This window comes from Campylobacter concisus (assembly GCF_902460845.1).
Classification (GTDB): domain Bacteria; phylum Campylobacterota; class Campylobacteria; order Campylobacterales; family Campylobacteraceae; genus Campylobacter_A; species Campylobacter_A concisus_X.
On the sequence record NZ_CABPVS010000005.1, the window covers coordinates 100,864 to 124,411 of the forward strand.

A 23,548-nucleotide genomic window follows, 5' to 3' on the forward strand; every position below is an offset into this window, starting at 1 on the left:
GAGCTAGGATGAAAATTATTATCGACCGTTTTGACGGAACTAAAAAATATGAATCAACTTATGAGCTAACAAATGAAGAGATCAAAGGCAAAACTCTTTTAACAGTGCTTCTTGATATCAAACAAAAAAAGGATGCGACGCTAAATTTCACAGCATCTTGCCGCTCAGCGATATGTGGAGCGTGCGCTGTTAGAGTAAATGGCCACTCATATCTAGCCTGTGATACAAAGATGAATGAGCTTTTGGCGGAGTATGATAACCCAGAGAGCATAAGAATTTCTCCACTTGGAAATTTCAAAGTGATCTCAGACCTCATGGTGGACTGGGAACCAAGTATTGAAAATTTACGCAAGATTAGGCCTAGCATCACTGCTAAGTCAGAATTTAGCGCAGAAAAAGGCTGTAAACAAAGTCAAAAAGAGTATGAAAAAGTAGCGCTTGAATGGGACTGCATACTTTGCGGTGCGTGCGCTAGTGAGTGTAATAAGCTTGAAGCTGATGCGAGCGATTATATGCAACCATTTGTATTTGTTCATGCTTATAGAGCCGCCTTTGACTCACGTAGCAAAGATCCTATGCCGCATCTAAAACCAGCTATAGATAATGGCCTTTGGATGTGTGTAAAGTGCCAAGAGTGCGCTGATCGCTGTCCAAAAGGTATAAGCGCATGCAAGGATATAACTGATCTTCGCATTATGGCTATACAAAAAGGCTTTGATGATGGCATGGGACCAGATCACGCTGAGGCGTTTTTAACCGATCTAGTCGATGGCTCAGGCAGACTAAATGAGATCAAGCTTGCACTTCGTTCTGAGGGAGTGTTTAAAAATATGGGCAAAATGGATATCGCGGCAAATTTAATGCTCGCAGGCAAGATGAATCCGCTTCATATTTTTGGTGAAGAGGATATTGAAGGACATGACGATCTAGCAAAAATGATAAATGCGGCTCGCAAAGCTGCTAGTAAGGAGTAATTATGCAAAACGAATTCGCTTTTTTTCCAGGATGCGTACTCTCTCAAGCAGCTAAAGAGGCTAAAATGTCGCTTGAGGCTATCGCTCCGATACTTGGCTGGAAGCTTCACGAGATAAAGGGCTGGAGCTGCTGTGGTGCTCAACAAGCACAAGACGTAGATCCTATCGCTGCACTTGTAGCAAATGCTAGAAACATAGCGCTTGCAGAGCAGATGAATATGCCGATGCTTACGACATGCTCAACTTGTATGCTAACTCTAACAAGAGCAAAAACTACACTTGATAAGGGTGCAAAGGACCGCATAAATACTTTCTTGGCTGAGGGCAATATGAAATATAATGGCTCAACCGAGATCACAAGCCTTCTTTGGGTGCTTTATCAAAACGTAGAAACGCTAAGAGCAAAGGTTGTTAAACCACTTAGTGGGCTAAAAGTAGCGCTATTTTATGGCTGCCATAGCCTAAGACCTGAAAAAGATCTGCACAATAGAGAAAGCTCAGTCAATCCAAAGAGCTTTGAAACCGTTGTAGGCGCACTTGGTGCTACTATCGTGCCATTTGAGAAAAGACTTGACTGCTGTGGTTTTCACGCTAGTTACCCAGCTGGCACATCTGTAAGAAAAATGTCAAGCCAGATCGTAAATAACGCCGATGAAAACGGTGCTGATGTAGTTGTTACACCATGCCCGCTTTGTCAAATGCAACTTGACATCTACCAAGAGAGATATCAAGATGAGAACCACTCAAATGTGAGAAAGCCTATCATTCACCTATCTCAGCTTGTAGGTCTTGCACTTGGACTATCTGTTGAAGATCTTGGGCTTGATCTAAACATCATTGACGCTACCAAGATAGCGTAAAGTTTATCCCACGTCTTTTGGCGTGGGAAATTCTTAAAATTTATTTTTCTATTACTAACAAAGCAAATTTGGCATTTTATAAAAAATTAATTTATTTTTTAATATAAAAATGGGTCAAAAATAATAAAATTTATTATGTAAATTCTTTTATTTATATAAAATATTTTTTAGCTATAATCGCGTGAAATTTTAAATGGATTGATTATTAAATTTAAAGGACTAAATATGCAAAATGTTGGCATCATTGCAAAAATAAGCGGAAAAGTATTTGTAAAACGCAATGGAAAGTTGATCGCACTAAAACAGGGAGATGAGATATTTTTAGGCGACGAGATCATAACACAAAGTAGTGGTGATACAGTCATTATAAATTTCTACCACGCTTCGCCTATCACGCTACTTGAGCCCCAAACTATTATCATCACAAAAGAGCTATCAAAAGCAAATTTTAATACGCAAGGCAGCGAAGCCCAGATAGAAGAAGATAAGAGAAATTTTCTTGTTGAGAATGAAGAAACAAAAAACAAAGGCGAAGACGACAGCCCTCATAACGCAAGTCATAGTTCTCATGGCTCAAGCCACGGCAGTAGCTTTGCAAGCATAAATGGTTTAAATTTTGATACACAAGGTCACATCTCAAGTATTATTGGTGTTGATGGTGGTGCGGTTGTACTGCCAGTCATATTAAAAGAGTCGGCATTGGCACATAGGTCTATTAGCGGTGCGGTAGCAGCGGTAGAGCAAAAAGAGAGTGCTCCGGTTATTGCGGCACCAAGTGTTAGAATTTTAAAAGACATTGATGGCGACGGCTATATAAATATTGCAGAAGCAGGCGGCGATGCAAATCATACTGGTATGGCGGTTACTTTTAATAATGACTTTAAGCCAAATGACAAAGTGACATTGGAAATCGTAAATAACGGTATAAAAACTACGCTTGTTTATAAAGTTGATCAAGCTGGTACAAGCGTGATAAATATAAATAATCCAAGTGAAATTTTGCCTATTGAGTCAAATGCTATAAACCCAGAGCAAAAAGAATTTATCATTCCAAGTGTCACTGTCACTCCAAATGCTGCATTTAGTGTAAATTCTAGTATCACTCTAGCAAATGGCACTAATTCATATGTGGCAAATATAGCCACAAGTGTTGATACCATCACTCCAACTCTTGCTTTTAAAAAGGTATTTTTGGGTAAAGATTTAAACCGAGATGGCGTCATAGATGCAAGCGAAAATAGCTTTAATCCAGCAATTAGCACACCAAGTGATGATGCAAAGGTCGTCTTATCACCAAATATGAAAATAGGCGACAAGATAAAACTAACTACCACTGATCCTGACGGAACTTTACATGAAAAAGTGCTGGTTAAAACATCTGGTAATATGCTTGTAGATAAAGAGAGCGGTGAGAGCTATCCGCTTATAAGTGAAAGTGGTGGAAATGTCGGTTTTAATGTAGCAAATGCGGTTAAAATTTCATCTTCAACTCCAACAAATGTAAATATCCAAATGATAAGTAAGTCGGGCAATCCAGGTGCAACTGAAACCATAGCCATAGCAAACAATAACGACCCAATCGCTGTTTTTACGCTTGATGAGAATAAAGATGGCATGATAAATTTGGCCGAGCTCGCAAAAAGTGGTAGCGCGGCCTTAATGATAGATATTTATGTGCCAAACAATGCTACAGCTGGCGACAAGATCCGTATCAAAGTTGATGATCCAGCTAGCACACCAACAAGTGTAACAAAGACATATACCATCTCATCTGACGGACTTACTGCTACGCTTGATGGTGGAACGGAGATTATCCCTATAGAAAATGGCAAGATTACAATTGCTGATCCAACAAACTCGAGCGATCCAAGCATAAAAAGGCTAAGTACGACGATCATTGATGGCACGACTGGCACCCCAAAAGCTTCAAGTGTGAGTGAAATTTCAAGCGATACAGTTGCACCTATTAAATCCCCGCATGTACAGTTTGCAAAAGATAGCGATAAAGATGGTGTTCTAACCAGCAAGGAGAGTGGCTTTAGCCCTGATGGCGTAAAGACACCGATAAAGATAAAAATTCCAAACGATGCAAAAGATGGTGATAAATTTGAGATAGATATCGCAGGAAGTGATGGTAAAACAGATAAAATCACTATTAAAATTTCTCAAAACGCATCTGGTGTATATAGTGCCACGAGAGATGATGGTGTGCCTATTAGTGTAAATAATGGTACCATAGAGACCACCACAAGACTTTATGGGCTTACGACAAATTTTACAACTACATTTACTGACAAAGCCGGCAATAAAGCAGCCCCAGTCACAGACAAGATAACTCTAGATAATAGCATAAAGGTGCAGTTTGCAAGGGATAATGATGGTGATGGACTGATAGATAGTATCACAACTCCTTCTGGCTCGTCATCAACTCAAAGCGATCTTGATATCTACCTGCCTAATAATACAAAACCAGGAAGCAGCATAAATGTCACGATATCAACTCCTACCATACCATCTGTTACAACAACTGTAAAATATACCATAAGTGACGATGGATTAACAGCCATACCAAGTGATGGTTCAGCACCGCTTCCAATAGCCGGTGGTAAATTTAGCATACCAGATGTTCCTATTTCTATGGATCATTCTACGCCGGTTAGAGCGACTATCACAACACCTGGCGAGGCTACGACGACTGATGGTGTCCGTGGTAGATTGTTTGACTTTGGAATTTTAGAGTATATTGACGATGTAAAGCTTGCTACGCAGATAGATGGAGGAGTTATAAATATCGCAAAATACTTAAGAGCAGGAGATAATGAAAAAGTTATTCAGAAAAATAACTTTGATAATGAGAGCAAAACTATAAAAGAGTACAATATTTCGCTTACTAACGATGAGCAGCCAAATATAGTCTTTGGTGTAGACCGTGCTCCTGGAACCAAGCTTCGTTTAGCTCTTGAAGATGATCATGGTAATGCTAAAATTTTACCAAACGGACAAAACTATATAGATCTAGTTGTAGGTGCGGACAAGCGTGTAAATATGGACTTTGAAGCGCTTGGGATAAAGCTAGATGAAAGATACTCAAATATTAGAGCGACTGTTTTAAAGAGTGATGAAACAAAAGATGATGATCTCTTGGTCCGAGTCGATCTTGATGCTACTCCAGATGTGATAGCTACACCAAATGCCACGTCTAATGTTACTAGTGTAGATATTTCAGGCAGTATCGGAACCGACTCAAATGGTAACAATACTCTTAATAAAAATACCATAAATAAAGTTGATCTTTATGATTTGCTAAATTCTGTTCACAAAAGCTCGTCTCTTGATAATACACATAGCTATTCTGAAAATTTTGCCCTATCAGCCAATAGCACTGGGGCAAATTTTATGATAAAAAATTCTGACGCCGCAGGAAACGTATCTATTAGTACTGTAACGTTTATCGGCAATAGCGGTCTTGATGCTGATATGTGGTTTTACAACTACGTAGATCCGTCATGGAGAGCTAGAGTTGGTAACAATTCTGGTGTTTATAGTACGCGAGGAGGTAAGTCTATTTATAAAGACTATATGGAAATTTATTCCCCAAGTGCCTCTACTACCTATGATGTTGTGCAGTTTGCTTCAGGAACACACTATAAGACTTTGTCTAATCAAGGAAATATGCATGCAGAGGATTTAGCTAGAGTTGGTAGACATGGAGATAGTGCCTTATACGATGCGTCTAATCCATATGCGCCAAAGAAATTTAGAAATGGTGTCGATACAGCTGCTGGTACTGGTGATAACATAGGCTTTGCAAATGGTGTTTTAAAAGGCAGACCCGGCAACTATACCCTTGGTGAGTCAAATCCTGTTGGATCTGATCTTGTTATGAAGATAAATGGCTGGATATATGTAAGTGCACCTGGAATATATTCTGTAAGAGCAGCAGACTTGCATAACTATGCAGAGCTTACTATAAATGGAACGACACAAAAATTTGGAAGCCCAACAACGTATATAAACCCAGCTACGGAAGCATCATATGGTAAAAATGGCCAGTGGTGGAGTAGGGATTTTACATTTGATAAAGCTGGTTTTTATAAACTTGATATGGAGTATATGGACGGAACTGGTGAGATGAACTTATCTTTATATATGCTTCCAAAGAGTGTAGCAAACACTTATGGTCCCCAAGATCCATATCCTTCATCTATGCTAGTTGGAGCACAAGGTAGTGGCACGCATCTATTTAGTAACAATTACGTTGAAGCACTTATTCAAAATGGACATCTAAAAAAGATAGGGACTACAAATTCTTACGAGCTAAGTGATGCTAGTAAATACGGCGAATCAAATTTTGGCGATCCAGTTTACCTAAGACAAGAAGGCGATATAAAAGGTGGTAACCTAGATGATGCCTTTGTTTATAGTAAGGGTAGAATGATAGATGGTAGAGGTGGCGTGGATACTCTGATAGTAGTTGATGATGTGGATTTTTCAAATTTAGATAATGTTAAAAAGATAAATAACTTTGAAAAGATCCAGCTAGGCAGTGCCGATCAAGCAGTATCTATAAAATTTAGCCCAGATGGTGTCTTTGATATTATTGATAGCAGAAATACAAGAGATGCAAGCAATAGTGCAGCCAGTGAAAGTGTAAATACTGTGCTAAAAGTCATAGGCGACAGCAAAGACCTAGTACAGCTCACACATGACTTTGTAAAAGCTACAAAAGCTGATGTTGCTACGCTAAATAGAAAACATAGTGTTGTCGGTGACATATACAACAAAGTAGATGTTACAAGTGAGGGTGATGCAGTAAATCAAGTCTATAAAGCGACATTTAATCGCCAAGAAACCATCAATGGAAATACAATAAACACAAGACACACTATTTTTCTTGAGATACAAGATGGCGTACAGGTGGATCTGTTATAAAAATTTGAATTTGTATATAAAGAGTAAAGCCCAAAATTTCTCTTGGGCTTTATAAATTTAGATAGCTTTTATCATCACTTTCGTTAGTAATTCTGAAAATTTAGCAGGATTTTCTAGACTCATGCCCTCATTTAGCCTTGCCATATCAAGAAGCAAAGGCGCTATGTCATAAACCATCGCCTCATTTTTCTCTAGTTTTGTAAAAATTTCATGGTCAGCATTGATCTCTAAGATTGGTTTAACTTTTGGAGCGTTTGCGCCTTGTCCCATCTGTTTAAGCATCTCTTGCATAGCATAATCAGGATCGTTTTTATCATAAATTAACACCGCAGCGGAGCTTGAGAGTCTTGAGCTTAGTCTTACATCTTTTACCTCGTCTTTTAAAATTTCCTTCATTTTAACAAGCGTGTTTGCAACCTTGCTCTCATCAACATTCTCATCGCTTTTGATCTCGTCATTTATATCAGCATGTGAGACTGATTTTAGAGGTGTTTTGTCAAATTCATTAACCATTGGCATGACGATCGTATCGATCTCTTCATCCATAATAAGCACTTCGATGTCGTTTTTCTTAAAACTCTCAAGAAGCGGAGAATTTCTTAGCATATTTTCATTGTTGCCGCTGATGTAGTAGATCGACTTTTGATCCTCTTTCATCGCTTCTTTGTACTCTTTTAGGCTGATTAGTCCATCTCTTTTTGAACTTTTAAATAGGCAAAGATCTAAAATTTGCTCTTTTTCTGCGTTAAATCCGTAAAGTCCCTCTTTTAGAACCTTGCCAAATAGTTTGTAAAATTTTATGTATTTTTCTCGGTCGTTATCTTTTAACTTTGCAAGTTCGCTTAAAATTTTCTTCACACTTTGCTCTTTAACGGTTCGCATGATCGCATTTTCTTGTAAAATTTCACGGCTTACATTTAATGGTAGATCCTCAACATCAATGATACCCTTGATGAATCTTAAATATGGCGGCAAGAGTTCTTTTGCATCATCTGTGATAAAGACTCTTTTCACATAGAGCTTCACGCCACTTTGATAATCAACCCTAAAGAGATCAAACGGCTCGGTGCTTGGTACATAAAATAGTGTCGAATACTCGATCTTACCCTCAGCTTTTGTGTGGATGTAAAGGAGCGGGTCGCTGCTATCGTGAGAAATTTGCTTATAAAAGTCGTTATAATCTTGCTCTTTAAGGCTAGCTTTATTTAGCCTCCAAAGCGCATTAGCCTTGTTTATCTGCTCGTTTTTGGTCTCATATGTGCCTTCTTTTTCGCCTTCTTTTGGAGCGACATAGCTTTGTTTATCCATAAATATAGGATAAGGAATGTGGTTTGAATACTTCTTGACTATCTCTTCGATACGCCAAGAATTTGCAAACTCATCGTCATTTAAATGTAAGATGATGTCCGTTCCAAAGCTATCTTTTTTAGCATCTTCTATCTCGTAGCTTTTTGCATCAGATGTCCATTTATAGGCTTTGTCACTAAGTGCTCGTTTGCTTATGACCTCGATCTTGTTTGCCACCATAAATGCTGAGTAAAAGCCAACACCAAACTGACCGATCAGTGAGCTATCTTTTTTGGCATTGCCACTTAAATTTTTCATAAAACCTTTTGTGCCACTTCTTGCTATAGTGCCTAAATTTGCAATAAGCTCATCCTTATCCATGCCGATACCATTGTCACTGATGGTTAAAATTTTAGCCTTATCATCTACTTTGATGTCGATCCTTGGAGTATAGCTCAGACTTTTATACTTTTCATCGGTCAAGCATAGGTAGTTTAGCTTATCAAGTGCGTCGTTTGAGTTTGAGATGAGCTCTCTTAAAAATATCTCTTTATTTGAGTAAAGAGAGTGGATCATCAAATTTAAAAGGTCATTGACCTCTGTTTGAAATTCAAATTTATCTGCCATTTTTCTTTTCCTTGTTTTAAAATTTTTGGCAGATTATAACACAAAGTGATAAAAATATACTTAACCTTGATAGCATTACTATCAAGGTTTTTAAATTAATTTTTTAAAATAATTTCAAAAAAGTTATAGTTTATGAATAAAATAATAATGATAATTTATTAAATATTATTAATTATGCATTCTTGTATAAAGTTTATTTAAAATAGTGCTATAATCAAGGCTAAAATTTTTAGAAAAAGGAGACAAAATGAATTTGCGAAGCATTTTGGTAAAAGTTTCAGCAACGATTGCTACGGTTTTGGCGGTATCTATGACATGTTTTGTTGTATATACATCAAATATTTTAGAGCGCGAGATAAAAGATGGTGTGCTTACAACAGTAGAACAAAACGTCCAGCTTGCTATGAATACGGTTAAATTATTTGAAAAAGATAATGTAAGTAGCGCAGAACTAATAATGAGTGTTTTTAAAGAGATGATTGGAAAAATTTCAACTAATCACCAGATGAGCAAGACTGACAAATACGAGGCGATAGATCTAATATCTCAAAATGGTATTTTAAACAACAACTACGATATTCTAGATAAATTTAATAACGCTACAAAAGGCGGAATTTCAACCATTTTTGCAAAATCAGGTGATAATTTTTTAAGAGTTAGTACATCGGTGACGAAGGCTGATGGTAGTAGAGCTGTTGGTACGATGATTGACAAAAACGGTCAAGCCTATAAAAATATCATGAATAAAGAGAGGTATATAGGCGTTGTAAATTTATTTGGACGCAACTATATGAGTATTTATGATCCTATTATTGAAAATAACGAGGTAATAGGAATTTTATTTGTTGGTTATGATCCTACCGAGGGATTAAACAATATGAAAAAGACTTTTTCTGAGATGAAACTTGGTAAGCATGGATATTTTTCTCTTTACAATACTAAAACTGGTAAATTTGACTTTCATCCAACTAAGGCAGATCAAGAGCTAAGTAGTGAATTAAAAACTACTATGGATAATATTGTTAAAAAAGGAAAGGGTATTGAGCCTATTATAATTGATGGGGTTGACTGCATAGTTGCTTTTGAGTCATTTGATAAACTAGACTGGATGGTTTTAGGTTCAGCTGTTACTGATGATTTTTTAACACCACTAAAAGTAGTTAGTAAAAATTTCATCATAGCAAGCGTCATAGTTACCTTACTTTTGATAGCTGTTTCGATGTTCTTGCTTAAAAAGATGGTTGCAAATCCTATCGATAGACTAGGAACAAATTTAAATGCAATAACATCTGATTTTACAATTAAAATTCCTATTTATGGTAAGGATGAAATAGCTAAAATAAGTAAAGATATAAATGATTTTATTGAAAGAATAAGAATATTAATAAGTGATACAAAGCACCTTTCAAGTGAAAATAGCTCCGTTGCAAATGAGCTTAGTTCTACATCTCTTCAGACAGGCAAACGTGTAGAAAAATCAACCGAAATAGTGGAAGAGACAAATCAAAGATGTAAAGTAATGCAAGAAAATATGAAAGAATCTTTAGCAGTAGCTCAAGCTGGCAAAGATGACCTTCAAAAGGCTAGCACACATATAAAAACGGCAACTGAAGCTATAAGATCGCTATCAGCGCAGATTATTGACTCTGCTAATGTAGAAAACCAAATGGCTGATAAGATCGATCAACTTAGCCGTGATGCCGAGCAGGTGAAATCAGTCCTTGTTGTTATCAATGATATAGCTGATCAGACAAATTTACTTGCACTTAACGCAGCTATTGAGGCTGCAAGAGCAGGTGAGCATGGACGTGGCTTTGCCGTTGTTGCTGATGAAGTTAGGCAGTTAGCTGAGAGAACTCAAAAGAGTTTAACTGAGATAAATGCAACTATCAATGTCATCGTTCAAGCGATCAATGATAGCAGTGAGCAAATGGGTATCAACTCTAAACAGATCCAAGAGTTAACTCACGTGGCAAGCGACGTTGAAAAACTATAAATGTTATGAGTGAGACGATGAATAACGCTATAGCAATGTCTGATAAGACTATGCAAGACTACATCGCAACTGGCAAAAATGTAAATGAAATCATGGAAGGTATCTCAAATATCAACCAAATTTCATCTGAAAATGCTAGAAGTGTCGAAGAGATAGCTTCAGCAGCAGAACATCTAAACAAGATGACAGATGCATTAAATTCAAAACTTAGTGTCTTTAGAACTTAAGAACTTATCTACAAGCTAATATTTTTTAGGTCTAGCCCTTGCTAGACCTTTTTAAATTTATTGATAAAATTTCTAGTATATAAAATCAAATTTTTATAGATAATGATATAGAGTGGGGCTTTGCAAATTTGTAAAATTAAATTTATTTTCTATTTTTGTCTAGGACTTTTTGCATACTCTCTCTAGTTGCCTCTAACCAGTTTTCTTTAGAGGTATCTACTAGATCAAGACAAAATATTTTAATATCTGCTTTTTTAAAGCTAAACTCCTTTACTTTCAAAGCGTCACTTCCAACTATTACGATAGGCTGAACCTTTAAATTTAGCTTTTCTACAAGCATTTTAGCTCCACCTTTAAATGGTAAAAGCTTGTTAGTTTGTGATCTTGTTCCTTCTGGAAAAATAGCCAAAACACGACCATTTTCAACTCTATCTTTAGCTTCTTTTAAAAGTTTTATTAAAGAGTGCTTATTTTCACGCTCAACTGCTATCATCTTTGGCAGGCTCAAAATTTTACCAATTATAGGAATTTTGCCGATTTGTGCCTTTGCTATCCAGCAAAGGTTTTTTGGATGAACCTCTTCAAGGACAATAATATCAAGCATACTTTGATGATTTATAAGCAAGATATTGGCCTCATCTTTAAAATCACCAATTACTTCAAGCTTATAGCCACCAAAAAATCTTTGTGTTCTGCCCCAAAATTTTCTAATAGTTCTATTTTTGGAGTTAAAGAGCCACATAAAAAAAACCACTAAAACAACACTAAGAACGAATGTAATTGAGAATAAAAGAGCTCTAATTTTTGACAAGATCATCCTTCTTTACCCAGCCAATTTTGCCATCAGTAAATAAAATTTTTGAGTAGTCATCTTTCGTGTCTAAAATTTCAACATTTTCATTTTTGTGAGATGTGTAAAAAACGGTTGAATTTTTAGTTGGAAGGATAGTAACGCTCACATCTGGCTTAAGTACTGCTTTGCCAAAAGGGTTGTAGGTATAAATTCCAAGTGCGATAAAAACAGCCGCCACAAAAAAGTAGCTAAGCCTTCTGCGCCAAATAGCTAATAATATAAAAATTACCGCACAAGAGTATATCGTGATATCTTTATAGGTGCTAAACTCGCTTTGTTTTGGGTTTAGTCCGATTTGTGTGCTGACATCGTCATCTTCGACACTCACTGGTAAAGAAAAGCTTTCAAATTTGGCCTTTTTTAGGTTGTAATAATTAAAGTCAAGCGATTTTTTATTTGGCTTAAATACTGCAAAATAATATGCACTTTGTGAGTTAAAGTCGCCATTTATCGTATCTACGCCTTGCTTTAAGATTGTCTTATTTTCTATATTAAAAGCACTTAGATCTACGTTGTTACCATAAATTTCTACAACCATGATATTGTTTATATCATCAAATTTTGTTGTCTTAAATTTCTTAACTTCAAGATTATCAGCCACGATGTGGTTGTAGTTCTCATCGCTTCTAAGCTCTTTTAGCTTTGGTAAAAAGATATTTATGCTTGAACTTTGATAGTTTTCGCCATTTCTTTTTAGGGTTAAGCTAACTTTTAAAGTCTTTGCGTCAATGCTTGTTGCCTCAAGATAAAAAGTACCTACATATTTGTTGTCTTCACTTTTTACCCATTGAAAATTTTTCTTATTTAGCCATTTGATATTTGTTTCATCAAGCTGTGTCTCAAACTCAAACTCAAAGTCATTTTGCGTATCAGCCACTATCTCAACACTAAAAATTTCTCCTATAACAACATTTTTTGGTACATTTGTGGCTTTTAAAAGAAGCTCTTTTACTTTGATCTTGTCATATACTTGATTGTCTGGGACGCTAATATCTGGCTCGTTTGTTGGCACGATGTTTCGCATCTGCTCTGGAGTGATACGCTCTGGCTGTGGTGATACAAATTTTCTTGAAAAATCTTGTTCTTTTGGCGGTTTTTGAGTTTTTGGATTTGAAGTAGGGCTATTTACAAATTTATCCTCCCTAGCTTCGTCCATCATGTCAAAAACGCTTACTTCGTTGGTATTTACAGCAAATAAATTTAGTACGAGTAGGGAGATAAAAAGAAAATGTTTTACCAAACTAGACCTTTTAACATCTTCATGCCATCATCTGTACCTAAAATTTTCTCACAAGCACGCTCTGGGTGAGGCATAAGACCAAAAATCTTTTTGCTCTCATCGCAAATTCCAGCTATATTGTCGACTGAGCCGTTTGGATTTATTTCGTTGCCTTTGGCATCACAGTATTTTAGTAATACTTGATCGTTGTCGTAAAGGCCTTTTAGAGTGTTTTCATCAGTATAATAGTTACCCTCGCCGTGAGCAATAGGGATATTAACTACTTCATTTTTGGCTAAATTTGCTAAGAATTTATTGTTATTTGAGATTACCTTTAGGTGGTGATATTTTGAGACGAAATTTAAATTTTCATTTCTTCTCATCGCACCTTTTAAAAGTCCAAGCTCAAGAAGCATCTGAAAGCCATTGCAAATTCCTAAAATGTAGCCACCTTTTTTCGCATGCTCTTTTACAGCCTGCATAGCTGGGCTAAATTTAGCTATCGCAGCCGTTCTTAGATAGTCGCCATAGCTAAAACCACCGGGCAAAACGACTAGATCAGCATCGATCTTATCTTCTTTGTGCCAGATGATCTGCGTTTGGCAGCCAAGTAGTTTAAAGGCGTGAGCTGTGTCTTCTTCGCAGTTTGTGCCAGGAAAAAGTATGATTGCTACTTTCATAGCACGATCTCGTAGTCTTCGATGACAGTGTTTGCTAGAAGCTCTTCACACATCACTTTTAGCTGCTCTTTTGCTTTGCTTTTATCGCTCTCGTCGATATCTAAAACGATTTGTTTGCCTATCCTGACATTTGAAACGCCGCTAAATCCAAGTGAATTTAGCGCGTGTTCCACTGCCTTACCAGCAGGGTCAAGGACCCCACTTCTTAATGCTATATTTACAACAGCTTTCATCTTTGTCCTTAAGAAAGAATTCTTCTTAAAACTTCTTCGTAAGCTACTTTTACGCTACCAAGGTCTTGTCTAAATCTATCTTTGTCAAGTTTTTCGTTTGTTGTCGCATCCCAAAATCTGCAGCTATCAGGGCTTATCTCGTCAGCTAAGATGATGTTGCCATCTTTGTCGATACCAAATTCGACTTTGAAATCAACTAGTTTTAAATTTCTCTCTGCAAAGAATTTAAATAATATAGAGTTGATCTCTCTTGCTGTATGTCTTAGTGTTTGAAGATCTTTTTCGCTCTTTACTAGACCCATGATGATGCAGTGCTCATCAGTAACTAGTGGATCGTGTAAATCGTCATTTTTGTAGTAGAACTCAACAAGTGTAAAAGGTAGAACTGTGCCTTCTTTTATGCCAAGTCTTTTGCTAAGTGAGCCAGTTGCGATATTTCTCACAACAACTTCAAGAGGTATGATCTCGCATTTTTTGACCACTTGCTCAGTGTCGCTGATGGTCTCAACAAGGTCAGTGACGATACCTTTGCTCTCTAGCAGTTTAAAAAGCTGAGTAGAGATTTTGTTATTTAATGCGCCTTTGCCAGCTTCGTTGCCTCTTTTTTGAGCATCAAATGCTGTTAGATCGTCTTTAAATTCAGCCACAAGTAGATTTGGATCGTCTGTGGCGTACATTTTCTTGCCTTTTCCCTCGTAGATAAGCTCTCTTTTTTGCATGTTGTTCTCCTTTAGATTATTGTTGTTTTATCTTTAAAATTTTGATCGTATCAATCGCTGTTTTTAACTGGATGTCTTCATCGACTTTTTTCTGTGTAATTATATTTTTATCATCTTTTGCTTCAGTTTTATTACCCTCGCTTGTTGGATTTATCTTGTTTAGCTCGCTCTTTAGGTGCGCTTTTAGTTCGCTCTCTTTGATGCTAAATGCACTATCATCACTTTGTGGCACTTTGCCAGGATGCACGACTACATCAGGCGTTACGCCAACAGCTTGGATAGTTCTGCCGCTTGGCAAGTAGTATCTTGCGATGGTTAGTCTTAGCGCTTCTGTATCGTCTATTGGTAAGATCACCTGAACGCTACCTTTACCAAATGTGTTTTCGCCAATTATCACCGCACGCTTATGATCTTGTAATGAACCACTTACGATCTCGCTAGCACTTGCACTTCCGCCATTTACCAGCACTACAAGTGGGAGTTTTGATAAGGTTTTGCTAGCGCTTGCTTTATACTCTACATTTTCAGATGCATCACGACCCTTTTGAGAGACGATGATGCCGTTATCTACGAAAAGATCTACTAGATCAACAGCTTGATTTAAAAGACCGCCAGGGTTGTTTCTAAGATCAAGTATGATGCCATTTGCTTTTGGATGCTCTTTAATCGCATCTTTTACCTTTGTGACGACGTTTTTGTCAAAATTTGTGACACGTATATAAAGGATGTTTTCGTTTTCTATCATTTTTGCATAGACAGATTCAACCTTTATAAGATCTCTTATGATCTTTACGTCAAATGGTTTTTGCTCACCTTTTCGCAAAATTGTGATAGTTATTGGGGTTTTTGGCTTGCCGCGCATTTTATTTACAGCTTCATCTATCGTTGTACCGATAGTTGAGTTGCCATCTATCCTTAAGATAATATCGCCTGATTTTATACCTGCTTTATCAGCTGGAGTATCTTCTATCGGTGAGATAACGGTTAGTGCGCTATCTTTCATACCAACTGTTATGCCAAGGCCACCAAATTCTCCACTTGTTTGCACCTGCATATCTTTGTAAGCTTTTTCATTTAAAAAGCTTGAGTGGGCATCTAAATTTTGCATTAAACCAGCAATGGCTTTATCAATGATCTCTCTAAATTTAATGTCATCAACATAGTATTTTTCAACGGTTGAAATTGTTTTTGTAAGCTTTGAAAGTGCTTCAAGCTTCGCACTTGCTTCGTCTTCACTCTTTGCAAAAAGTGCATTCACTGCTACACTTGAGATAAGCAAGGCACCTGTAATTTTTAGTGCAAAAAATCTACTAAATTTATTCAAAATTTCTCCTATAATTTTTGGCTCAATTCTATTAGCTTTTGGCTAAAAAAAGTATAAATTTAAGCTTATATTTTTGCTTTTGGATAGTTTTTTTGATACAAATTTATAACGGTAAATTTTAGCAATTAAATAAAAAGAGTGACAAGCATTATAAAAATACTTGACAATATAAGACTAAAGTTATATAATGGCGACCATATAAAATAATCCAAGGAGATTTAATGGCTGATATAACAGAAAATTTAACAGCTCAGATGCAAGAAACTCTTGAAAAAGGTATTAGTTTAGCGATATTTTCTAAAAATCCGCAAGTTGTTCCGCTTCATATTTTTTGGGCTTTGCTTGCAGATAGTAATTCTATTTTAAACCAAGTGTTTAATAAAATGAATGTAAGTAAAGATGCTGTCGAGCTTGAAGTAAAAAGTAAAATTTCTTCACTTCCAAGCAGCTCAAACGTTACAAAAGATAACGTTTCAGTTTCAAGAGAGCTTATAAATTCTCTTGAAAATGCAAAAGCGTTGATGGTAAGCATGGGTGATAGTTACATCGCTGTTGATACATGGATCATCTCGGCTCTTGAACTTAGTGAGATCAAACAAATTTTAAGTAAATTTTGCGACATCTTGGAGATCAAAAAGAACCTTGAGAGAATAAGAGGTGGCAAAAAGATAGATAGCCAAACTGGCGATGATACGCTTGATAGCTTAGAGAAATTTGGTATTGATCTAACACAAAAAGCGTTAAATAAAGAGCTTGATCCAGTCATCGGCCGTGATGAAGAGATCACTAGAATGATGCAAATCTTAATAAGAAAGAGCAAAAACAACCCTATCTTGCTCGGTGAGCCAGGCGTTGGTAAGACAGCCATCGTTGAGGGCTTGGCTCAAAAGATAGTGGCTCGTGATGTGCCAACAAGCCTTGCAAACAAGCGTGTCATCGCGCTTGATATGAGTGCAGTTGTAGCTGGTGCAAAGTATAGAGGTGAGTTTGAAGATAGGCTAAAAGCTGTCATCGACGAGGTAAAAAAAGCTGGTAACATCATACTTTTTATAGATGAAATTCATACGATAGTAGGAGCTGGTGCGAGCGAGGGTGGTATGGATGCTGCAAATATCCTAAAACCAGCTCTTGCACGTGGTGAGCTTCACGCTGTTGGTGCTACGACATTAAAAGAGTATAGAAAATACTTTGAAAAAGATGCGGCGCTTCAAAGACGCTTCCAGCCGATAGACGTTAAAGAACCAAGCGTAAATGAGGCATTGCAAATTTTACGTGGTATAAAAGAGCGCCTTGAAGTTCATCACGGTATCACGATAACTGATAGCGCACTAGTTGCTGCTGCAAGGCTAAGTGACCGCTACATCGCAAACCGCTTCTTGCCAGATAAGGCGATAGATCTTATAGATGAGGCAGCAGCTGAGCTTAAGATGCAAATAGAGAGCGAACCATACGAGCTTTCAAAGATAAAACGCGAGATCGTAACGCTTCAAGTAGAAAAAGAAGCTCTAAAGATGGAGGATGCGGATAAAAACAAAGAAAGACTTGGCGAGATCGAAAAAGAGATAGCTGATCTAAATGAGAAAAAGCTAGCGCTTGATACTAAATTTGAAAACGAAAAGGCCGTTTTTGGCGGAATTTCAAAAGCAACAAAAGAGATCGATAGCTTAAAATCACAAGCTGAGATAGCAAAAAGAAATGGCGATCTTCAAAAGGCTGCCGAGATAGAATACGGCAAGATAGCTGACGCTAAAAAGCACAAACACGAGCTTGAAGAAAAATGGGAGAGCATGAAAAAAGAGGGCGTGCTTCTTAAAAATCAAGTCGATGAAGAGCTTGTGGCTGAAATTTTGAGCAAATGGACTGGAATTTCAGTCAAGAAGATGCTAACAAGTGAAAAAGAGAAGTATCTGCGCATCGAAGAACATCTAAGAGAGAGCGTTGTCGGTCAAGATGATGCACTACACGCACTTGCACGTGCTGTTAAGAGAAATAAAGCAGGGCTAAATGAAGGTCAAAGGCCGATTGGTTCGTTTTTATTTCTTGGTCCAACAGGGGTTGGTAAAACTCAGTCTGCTAAGGCTTTGGCTAAATTCTTGTTTGATGATGAGAAGGCGCTTATCCGCTTTGATATGAGTGAATACATGGAAAAACACAGCGTGAGCAGGCTTCTTGGTGCGCCTCCAGGATATGTAGGCTACGATGAGGGCGGCCAGCTAACAGAGGCGGTTCGCAGAAGACCATACTCAGTCATACTTTTTGACGAGGTTGAAAAGGCTCACAAAGATGTATTTAACATACTTTTGGGGATTTTAGATGACGGACGTGCAACTGATAATAAAGGTGTAACGGTTGATTTTAAAAATACGATCATCATTTTAACTTCAAACATCGCTTCAAATTTCATAATGGAGCTAAAGGGCGAAGATCGTGATGTGGCCGTTAAAAACGAGCTTAAAAACTACTTTAAACCTGAGTTTTTAAACCGTCTTGATGATACCATCATCTTTAATCCTTTAAATGAGCAAGGCCTAATCTCTATCGTTGAGATCATGTTTAAAGAGCTTGAAAAAACTCTTCACAACCGCGGTATCAAAGCAGTTTTGAGTGAAGAGGCTAAGAAATTTATCGCAAAAGCTGGCTTTGACATAGTTTATGGCGCAAGGCCTCTTAGAAGAGCGCTTTATGAGCTAGTTGAAGATAAGATCGCTGATATGATCTTAAAAGATGAGCTTGAAAGTGGCGATGAGATCACCATTGATAGCGATGGTGAGAAGATCATCATTAAGAAAAAATAACTTCAAATTTACTTGGCAGGTTGGATCAACTTGCCAAGCTCTCATATAAAATTTATACAAAAAATATCTAAAAAATAGGGCGGTTTAGCTATTTAAAAATATGACTAAACGCCTAAAAATTTAGCAAGGGCAAAATAAAATATAGCTGATGAGATAGCAGCTGCTGGAAGCGTGATGAGCCAAGCAAGAATGATTGGTCTTACCATTTTCCAGTTTGCATTTTTATTTACGATGCCGATGCCTAAAACTGCGCCTATTAGGATATGAGTCGAGCTAACTGGTATGCCAAGCTTTGTGGCTAGAAGTATGACGATACTTGAGGCAAGCTCAGCGCTGAAGCCGGTCGTAGGTAAAATTTCAGCTAGTTTTGAGCCGATAGTAGTGATCACCTCTTTGCCTAAAAACCAAAGTCCAACGACAAGCGAGATACCAAAGGTTACCATTGCGATACTAGGTATGGGCGAGCTTTCGTTTATAGAGCCAGTTTTTAGCACATCAAGTACGGCTGCAAATGGTCCAACTGCGTTTGCGATATCGTTTGCACCATGTGAAAATGCAAAAGATGAAGCGGTAAAAATTTGAAACCATGAGAAAATTCTATTGATGCTCTTTTCGCTATCGTTTTTGCTCATGACGTTTATGATAGCAAGGCTTGCAAGATACGCTAGAGCCCCAATCACAAAGATGATCCAGACGGTTTGTATGATACTAAAGGCTAAATTTATATGCTCTAGCCCTTTAAAAAGCATCATCGATGAGATGACCATTGCTGCAAATCCAGCGATGATCGGGATGTGCTTTTTCATCGCTTTAAAAGTATCTATCTCTTTTTCACTATCTTTCATGATGCGAATTTTTGAGCGATACTCGCTGTATTCAGTGGTTTCGATCTCGTCCTCATCTATGACTGCAATCTTTGAAAGAGTAGCTATTTGCTCCTCAGCCGGCTTTGTTTTTAGTGCTTTTACAAAGCTTTCTTTATAAGCTTTTCGTTCAGCTTTTAGAGCTTTTAGATTCATTTTAAGTTCATGTGTTGGCTCAATAATCTTGCTTTTTACGTAGCCAAATATTATGTAAGACATCACGCCGCCAAGCAGTGGCGAGATGACCCAGCTAACGGCTATTCTACCGATCTCGCTCCATGAGACCATGCTAAATGGTTCTGGATCTTTTATCATAAATCCCATAGCAAGTCCTGCGCCAACGATGCCGCCAACGATCGAGTGAGTGGTCGAGACTGGCAGACCTTTTTTAGATGCATAAAATAGCCAAAGCCCAGAGCTAAGAAGGGCTGAAATCATGATGATGACAAATTTCATCGGATTTAGATCGCTTGGGAATTTTACGATCTCGTTTCTAATCGTATTTGTAACCTCAGATCCTGCAAATATCGCACCACTAAGCTCAAAAATGGCTGCGATGATGAGAGCTTGCTTAAGCGTAAGAGTCTTAGCGCCAACACTTGTGCCAAAGCTGTTTGCAACGTCATTTCCACCGATATTAAAGGCCATAAAAAGACCAAACATACCGGCGATCAAGAATAGAAAGTAGTTATTTGTCGGGATATACTGATAGCCCCAAACGAAAAATCCAACGCTACAAATTGCAAAAATAACAAATGCCAATAAGTTATCTCGAAGCAATCAAGCCCCCTTATAAGGTTTTTGATAGGGATTATATCTTGAAAAATATTAAAGTTTTTAGAATTTTTCAACTTTAAATGATACTAAATTATCATATGTTAGAATCTGCAAAAATTTTAAGGATAAATTTTGGTTATAGCGATCGATCTTGGCTCAAACACATTTCGCGTAGCGCTTGTCAAAAAAGAGCAAAATGACTTTAGTAATGAGCAAATTTATGAAAATATAGTAGGAGCTGCTAGAGGGCTAAATGAAAGTGGCAAGATAGCAGATGAGTCCAAAAATAGGCTCTTTGAAGTGATAACAGAGGCTAAAAATAAATTTGATTTTGATAAATTTAAATGCGCAGCAGTCGCGACTGAGGCTTTTAGGGTAGCGTCAAATAGCGAGGAAATTTTTAGCGAGATAAGAGAGAAATTTGGCATAAAATTTCATATCATCAGTGGCAAAGCAGAAGCAAAGCTTACATTTTTGGGTGTTCAAAATGCTTTTAAAAAGCTTGGAATCAATGAAAAATTTAGCATCATTGACATCGGTGGAGCAAGCTCAGAGATCGGTGAAGATGGAAATTTTATGAGTTTTAAATTTGGCATTATTACATTTTTTGAAAAATTTAAAACACTTGATCTGATGCAAAAAAATGCAAAATTTTATACAAAAGATGCAAGAGAATTTTTAAATAGCTTAAAAAATAGATTTATCGTGCTGACTTCTGGCGTACCAACTACTATCGCAGCGCTACGATTTGGACTTAACTACGAGAACTATGATCCAAAAAAAGTAAGTGGATATGAGCTTAAAAATGACGATCTTGCTTGGTTTATGGATGAGCTTTTAAAGATGGATGATAAGAGCGCTGACACAGCGGTTGGAAGAAATAGAAAATATCCGCTCATCGCTGGAACCTTGCTTTTAGAGGAGCTTTTAATCGGGCAAGAAGCAAAATTTTTAGTTATCGATGATGGGCTTAGAGAGGGTGTAGGTGTGGCCTATCTGCAAGGAAAATTTCAAGAAATTATCACAAATTTTTAGCTAATATTTCAAAAATTTAAAGGAGAGGAAATGAGTATAAGAGAGCAAATTTTAGCTGATATAAAAGAGGCTATGAAGGCAAAAGATGAGTTTAAAAGAGATACTTTAAGAACGCTAAATGCAGCACTTAAGCAGGTCGAAGTCGATCAAAGGATCGAAATGACTGATGAAGTGGTACTTCCGCTACTTCAAAAGGAGATCAAAAAGAGGGCTGACTCGGTTGAGCTTTATATAAAAGGTGCTAGAGAGGATTTGGCTAAAAAAGAGCAGGGCGAGATTGAGCTTATTAAGGCATATTTGCCAGCACAACTAAGCGATGAAGAGCTTAAAGAAAAAATAAAAAAGATTATTGAAGGAGTTGGTAGAAATTTAGGCGCTGTAATGAAAATGGCAAAAGATGAGATCGGAGCAAGTGCTGAAGCAAAACGCATAAGTATGATCGCAAAAGAGCTTTTGGCTTAAAATCCATAATCTTATAAAACGAAAACTTACTTTTAAATGTGTGTAAGTTTTCGAAAAATCAAATATGACTTTCATTTTAAAAAGATAATTTTAAAAGCATAATACTTATATGAATATGTTAAAAGGTAAAATACAAGCTTTTTTATATATTTGTATTGAAAACTATAATTTTCAAGCGGACATTTAGTGTGTATTTTTTAGTATAAGGATTGGTGAGTCTAAAATTTCTAGCATATCTTCTCATAAATGATAGAAATTCCACAACTCTTTTTTGTTTGTTTTAGTCTTATCTGTGCTACTCTCGTTAGTCTCATAGCTCTAAACAAAGCTTATAAATTTACCTATTAAATTTACCAGCCATGGCTTTGTAGATATTTAGCTCGTCTTGTAAAAGCGTATATTTTGCCTTTAGTAGCCCTATTTTGGCTTCTAACTCGCTATTTTTTGCTTCTAAAAACTGCTTTAGCTCGACCTTGCCATAAGAGTATTTTAGCTCGTAAATTTTTGAAATTTCCTCATAGTTTTTTATCTGCTCTTGGTAGTTAGTAAGTAGCGCCTCGTCGTTTAGATAGCCTTTGTAAAATACATCTATCTCGTTTAGCGCGCTATTTAGAGTGCTTATGTAGTTTAGTTTTGCAAGCTTAAAATTTGCCTCGCTAACCTTTAAATTTGACTTTAGTTTGTGGTAGTTTAAAAATGGTAAATTTAAAGCAATGTTGCCATTTAGAAATTTAAGATTAAACGCTTCGTCTTTTTTGTCGGTACTACTTTTGAGGCTCGCTCCTAGCGTGATGCTTGGATAAAACTCTTTTTGACTAGCTTTATAGTTTAGGATACCCTCTTCTATGCGGTAAATGGCCGCTCTTAGGTCTGGTCTGTTTGCTATGGCACTTGTTGGCACTTCTAGATCAACGCCTACTTTTTTTACGGGACTTAGCGTGAGGCCCTCAAATTTAAGCTCAAAATCTGGCCTTTCATTTAGCAAAATTCTAAGTGTTTTTTTAGCAGCCACAAGCTCTTTTTTAGCACTTTCTATCTTGTTTTGAGCGTTTAAAAGCTGTGAATTTATCTGTTTTAGGCTTAGCATCTCCTCTTTGCCAAGCTCAAATTTAAGCCCAACTATCTCGTTTAGCTTATTATAAATTTCTAAAATTTGCTCATAAGTTTTAATGCTCTCATTTAGATATAAGATCTGAAAATAGGCATCTGTTACGGAGTTTATCACACTTAGTTTGCTAGCTTCCAGATCAAATTTAGTTGCTTTTGTCTCAAACATCGCTGCATCTTTGCTGTTTGCTAGCTTTTGCCAAAGATCAAGCTCATAGCTAAACCCTATGCTTGAGCCAAAATTTCTGCTAGAAGCACCGCCCTCTTTTATATTTTTGTTGCTTGATGTTTCAATGCCAGCGTTAAAGCTTGGGATGAGATTTGCCTCCAAAATTCCAGCTTGAGCGAGCGCTTTATTTACATTTATCGCTGCTTTTGCAAGGTCGGTATTGTTTTTAAGCGCAAGCTCTACAAGCTCATCAAGGTAGCTTTGATGATACTCTTTCCACCAAGAAGTGTTTAAATTTAGCTCCTGGCTGGCGTTATCTTCAAGTAAAATTTGTTTGTAGTTTTCGTCTATATTTTTAACAGCGCAGCCGCTTAAAACAAGTACTAAAGCTAAGCTTAGAAATTTCATA

The 23,548-nt window shown here is 37.0% G+C and carries 17 protein-coding genes; 8 read left to right on the plus strand and 9 right to left on the minus strand.

All coding sequences use genetic code 11. The features are described 5' to 3' along the window. Positions 1-8 precede the first annotated feature (8 nt). The 3 genes from sdhB to F3H00_RS07550 all read left to right on the plus strand — a co-directional run bounded on the left by sdhB (position 9) and on the right by F3H00_RS07550 (position 6,766). Positions 9-974 (plus strand): 8-methylmenaquinol:fumarate reductase iron-sulfur subunit, encoded by a 966-nt coding sequence (gene sdhB, locus F3H00_RS07540; RefSeq protein ID WP_148799850.1) that lies wholly within the window; start codon positions 9-11, stop codon positions 972-974. A gap of 2 nt (positions 975-976) precedes the next feature. Further along, on the plus strand, positions 977-1,834 hold the full coding sequence (gene sdhE / locus F3H00_RS07545) for an 8-methylmenaquinol:fumarate reductase membrane anchor subunit (protein WP_148799852.1): 858 nt from the start codon (positions 977-979) through the stop codon (positions 1,832-1,834). A 225-nt stretch (positions 1,835-2,059) separates the two neighbouring features. After that, positions 2,060-6,766 carry a hypothetical protein gene (locus tag F3H00_RS07550; protein ID WP_148799854.1) on the plus strand — a complete coding sequence of 1,569 codons (4,707 nt, stop codon included), beginning with the start codon at positions 2,060-2,062 and terminating at the stop codon, positions 6,764-6,766. Positions 6,767-6,823: 57 nt separating this feature from the next. On the opposite strand, the gene htpG is transcribed toward F3H00_RS07550, so the two are convergent. Next, positions 6,824-8,680, minus strand: coding sequence for a molecular chaperone HtpG (htpG, locus tag F3H00_RS07555; RefSeq protein ID WP_148799856.1), 1,857 nt, complete (start codon positions 8,678-8,680; stop codon positions 6,824-6,826). A 310-nt stretch (positions 8,681-8,990) separates the two neighbouring features. Here htpG and F3H00_RS10610 point away from each other — a divergent pair, with 310 nt between their 5' ends. Beyond that, entirely contained in the window at positions 8,991-10,676 is a 1,686-nt protein-coding gene (locus tag F3H00_RS10610) for a methyl-accepting chemotaxis protein (protein ID WP_410470384.1), read from the plus strand. A gap of 17 nt (positions 10,677-10,693) precedes the next feature. Continuing rightward, positions 10,694-10,903, plus strand: a complete 210-nt coding sequence (locus F3H00_RS10615; RefSeq protein WP_223155263.1) for a hypothetical protein — start codon at positions 10,694-10,696, stop codon at positions 10,901-10,903. 142 nt (positions 10,904-11,045) lie between these two features. On the opposite strand, the gene F3H00_RS07565 is transcribed toward F3H00_RS10615, so the two are convergent. Genes F3H00_RS07565 through F3H00_RS07590 form a run of 6 tightly spaced genes read right to left on the minus strand, consistent with a single transcriptional unit; the run spans position 11,046 to position 15,943 of the window. Next, positions 11,046-11,720, minus strand: a complete 675-nt coding sequence (locus F3H00_RS07565; protein ID WP_187424107.1) for a lysophospholipid acyltransferase family protein — start codon at positions 11,718-11,720, stop codon at positions 11,046-11,048. Further along, positions 11,701-12,996, minus strand: a complete 1,296-nt coding sequence (locus tag F3H00_RS07570) for an SH3 domain-containing protein (RefSeq protein ID WP_148799862.1) — start codon at positions 12,994-12,996, stop codon at positions 11,701-11,703. The genes F3H00_RS07565 and F3H00_RS07570 overlap by 20 nt, the downstream gene beginning before the upstream one ends. Beyond that, complete coding sequence (purQ, locus tag F3H00_RS07575; protein WP_103640912.1) at positions 12,990-13,655, minus strand: phosphoribosylformylglycinamidine synthase I; 666 nt, start codon at positions 13,653-13,655, stop codon at positions 12,990-12,992. The genes F3H00_RS07570 and purQ overlap by 7 nt, the downstream gene beginning before the upstream one ends. Next, complete coding sequence (purS, locus tag F3H00_RS07580) at positions 13,652-13,888, minus strand: phosphoribosylformylglycinamidine synthase subunit PurS (protein WP_002941745.1); 237 nt, start codon at positions 13,886-13,888, stop codon at positions 13,652-13,654. The genes purQ and purS overlap by 4 nt, the downstream gene beginning before the upstream one ends. Positions 13,889-13,896: 8 nt before the next feature. After that, positions 13,897-14,607, minus strand: a complete 711-nt coding sequence (gene purC / locus F3H00_RS07585; RefSeq protein ID WP_009293856.1) for a phosphoribosylaminoimidazolesuccinocarboxamide synthase — start codon at positions 14,605-14,607, stop codon at positions 13,897-13,899. Between the two features lie 16 nt (positions 14,608-14,623). After that, positions 14,624-15,943: a S41 family peptidase gene (locus F3H00_RS07590; protein ID WP_410369060.1), complete on the minus strand. Its 1,320-nt coding sequence runs from the start codon at positions 15,941-15,943 to the stop codon at positions 14,624-14,626. Between the two features lie 209 nt (positions 15,944-16,152). Here F3H00_RS07590 and F3H00_RS07595 point away from each other — a divergent pair, with 209 nt between their 5' ends. Continuing rightward, a complete protein-coding gene (locus tag F3H00_RS07595; RefSeq protein ID WP_148799866.1) occupies positions 16,153-18,726 on the plus strand; it encodes an ATP-dependent Clp protease ATP-binding subunit in 2,574 nt (857 codons plus the stop codon). A gap of 104 nt (positions 18,727-18,830) precedes the next feature. On the opposite strand, the gene F3H00_RS07600 is transcribed toward F3H00_RS07595, so the two are convergent. After that, positions 18,831-20,369 carry an inorganic phosphate transporter gene (locus F3H00_RS07600; protein ID WP_085657334.1) on the minus strand — a complete coding sequence of 513 codons (1,539 nt, stop codon included), beginning with the start codon at positions 20,367-20,369 and terminating at the stop codon, positions 18,831-18,833. Between the two features lie 129 nt (positions 20,370-20,498). On the opposite strand from F3H00_RS07600, the gene F3H00_RS07605 reads away from it, so the two are divergent. Continuing rightward, positions 20,499-21,401, plus strand: a complete 903-nt coding sequence (locus F3H00_RS07605; RefSeq protein WP_148799868.1) for a Ppx/GppA phosphatase family protein — start codon at positions 20,499-20,501, stop codon at positions 21,399-21,401. Between the two features lie 30 nt (positions 21,402-21,431). Beyond that, complete coding sequence (locus F3H00_RS07610) at positions 21,432-21,863, plus strand: GatB/YqeY domain-containing protein (protein WP_054196646.1); 432 nt, start codon at positions 21,432-21,434, stop codon at positions 21,861-21,863. Between the two features lie 337 nt (positions 21,864-22,200). Here the strand turns inward: F3H00_RS07610 and F3H00_RS07615 are convergent, their stop codons facing one another. After that, positions 22,201-23,547: a TolC family protein gene (locus tag F3H00_RS07615; RefSeq protein WP_148798638.1), complete on the minus strand. Its 1,347-nt coding sequence runs from the start codon at positions 23,545-23,547 to the stop codon at positions 22,201-22,203. Between the last annotated feature and the right edge of the window lies 1 nt (position 23,548).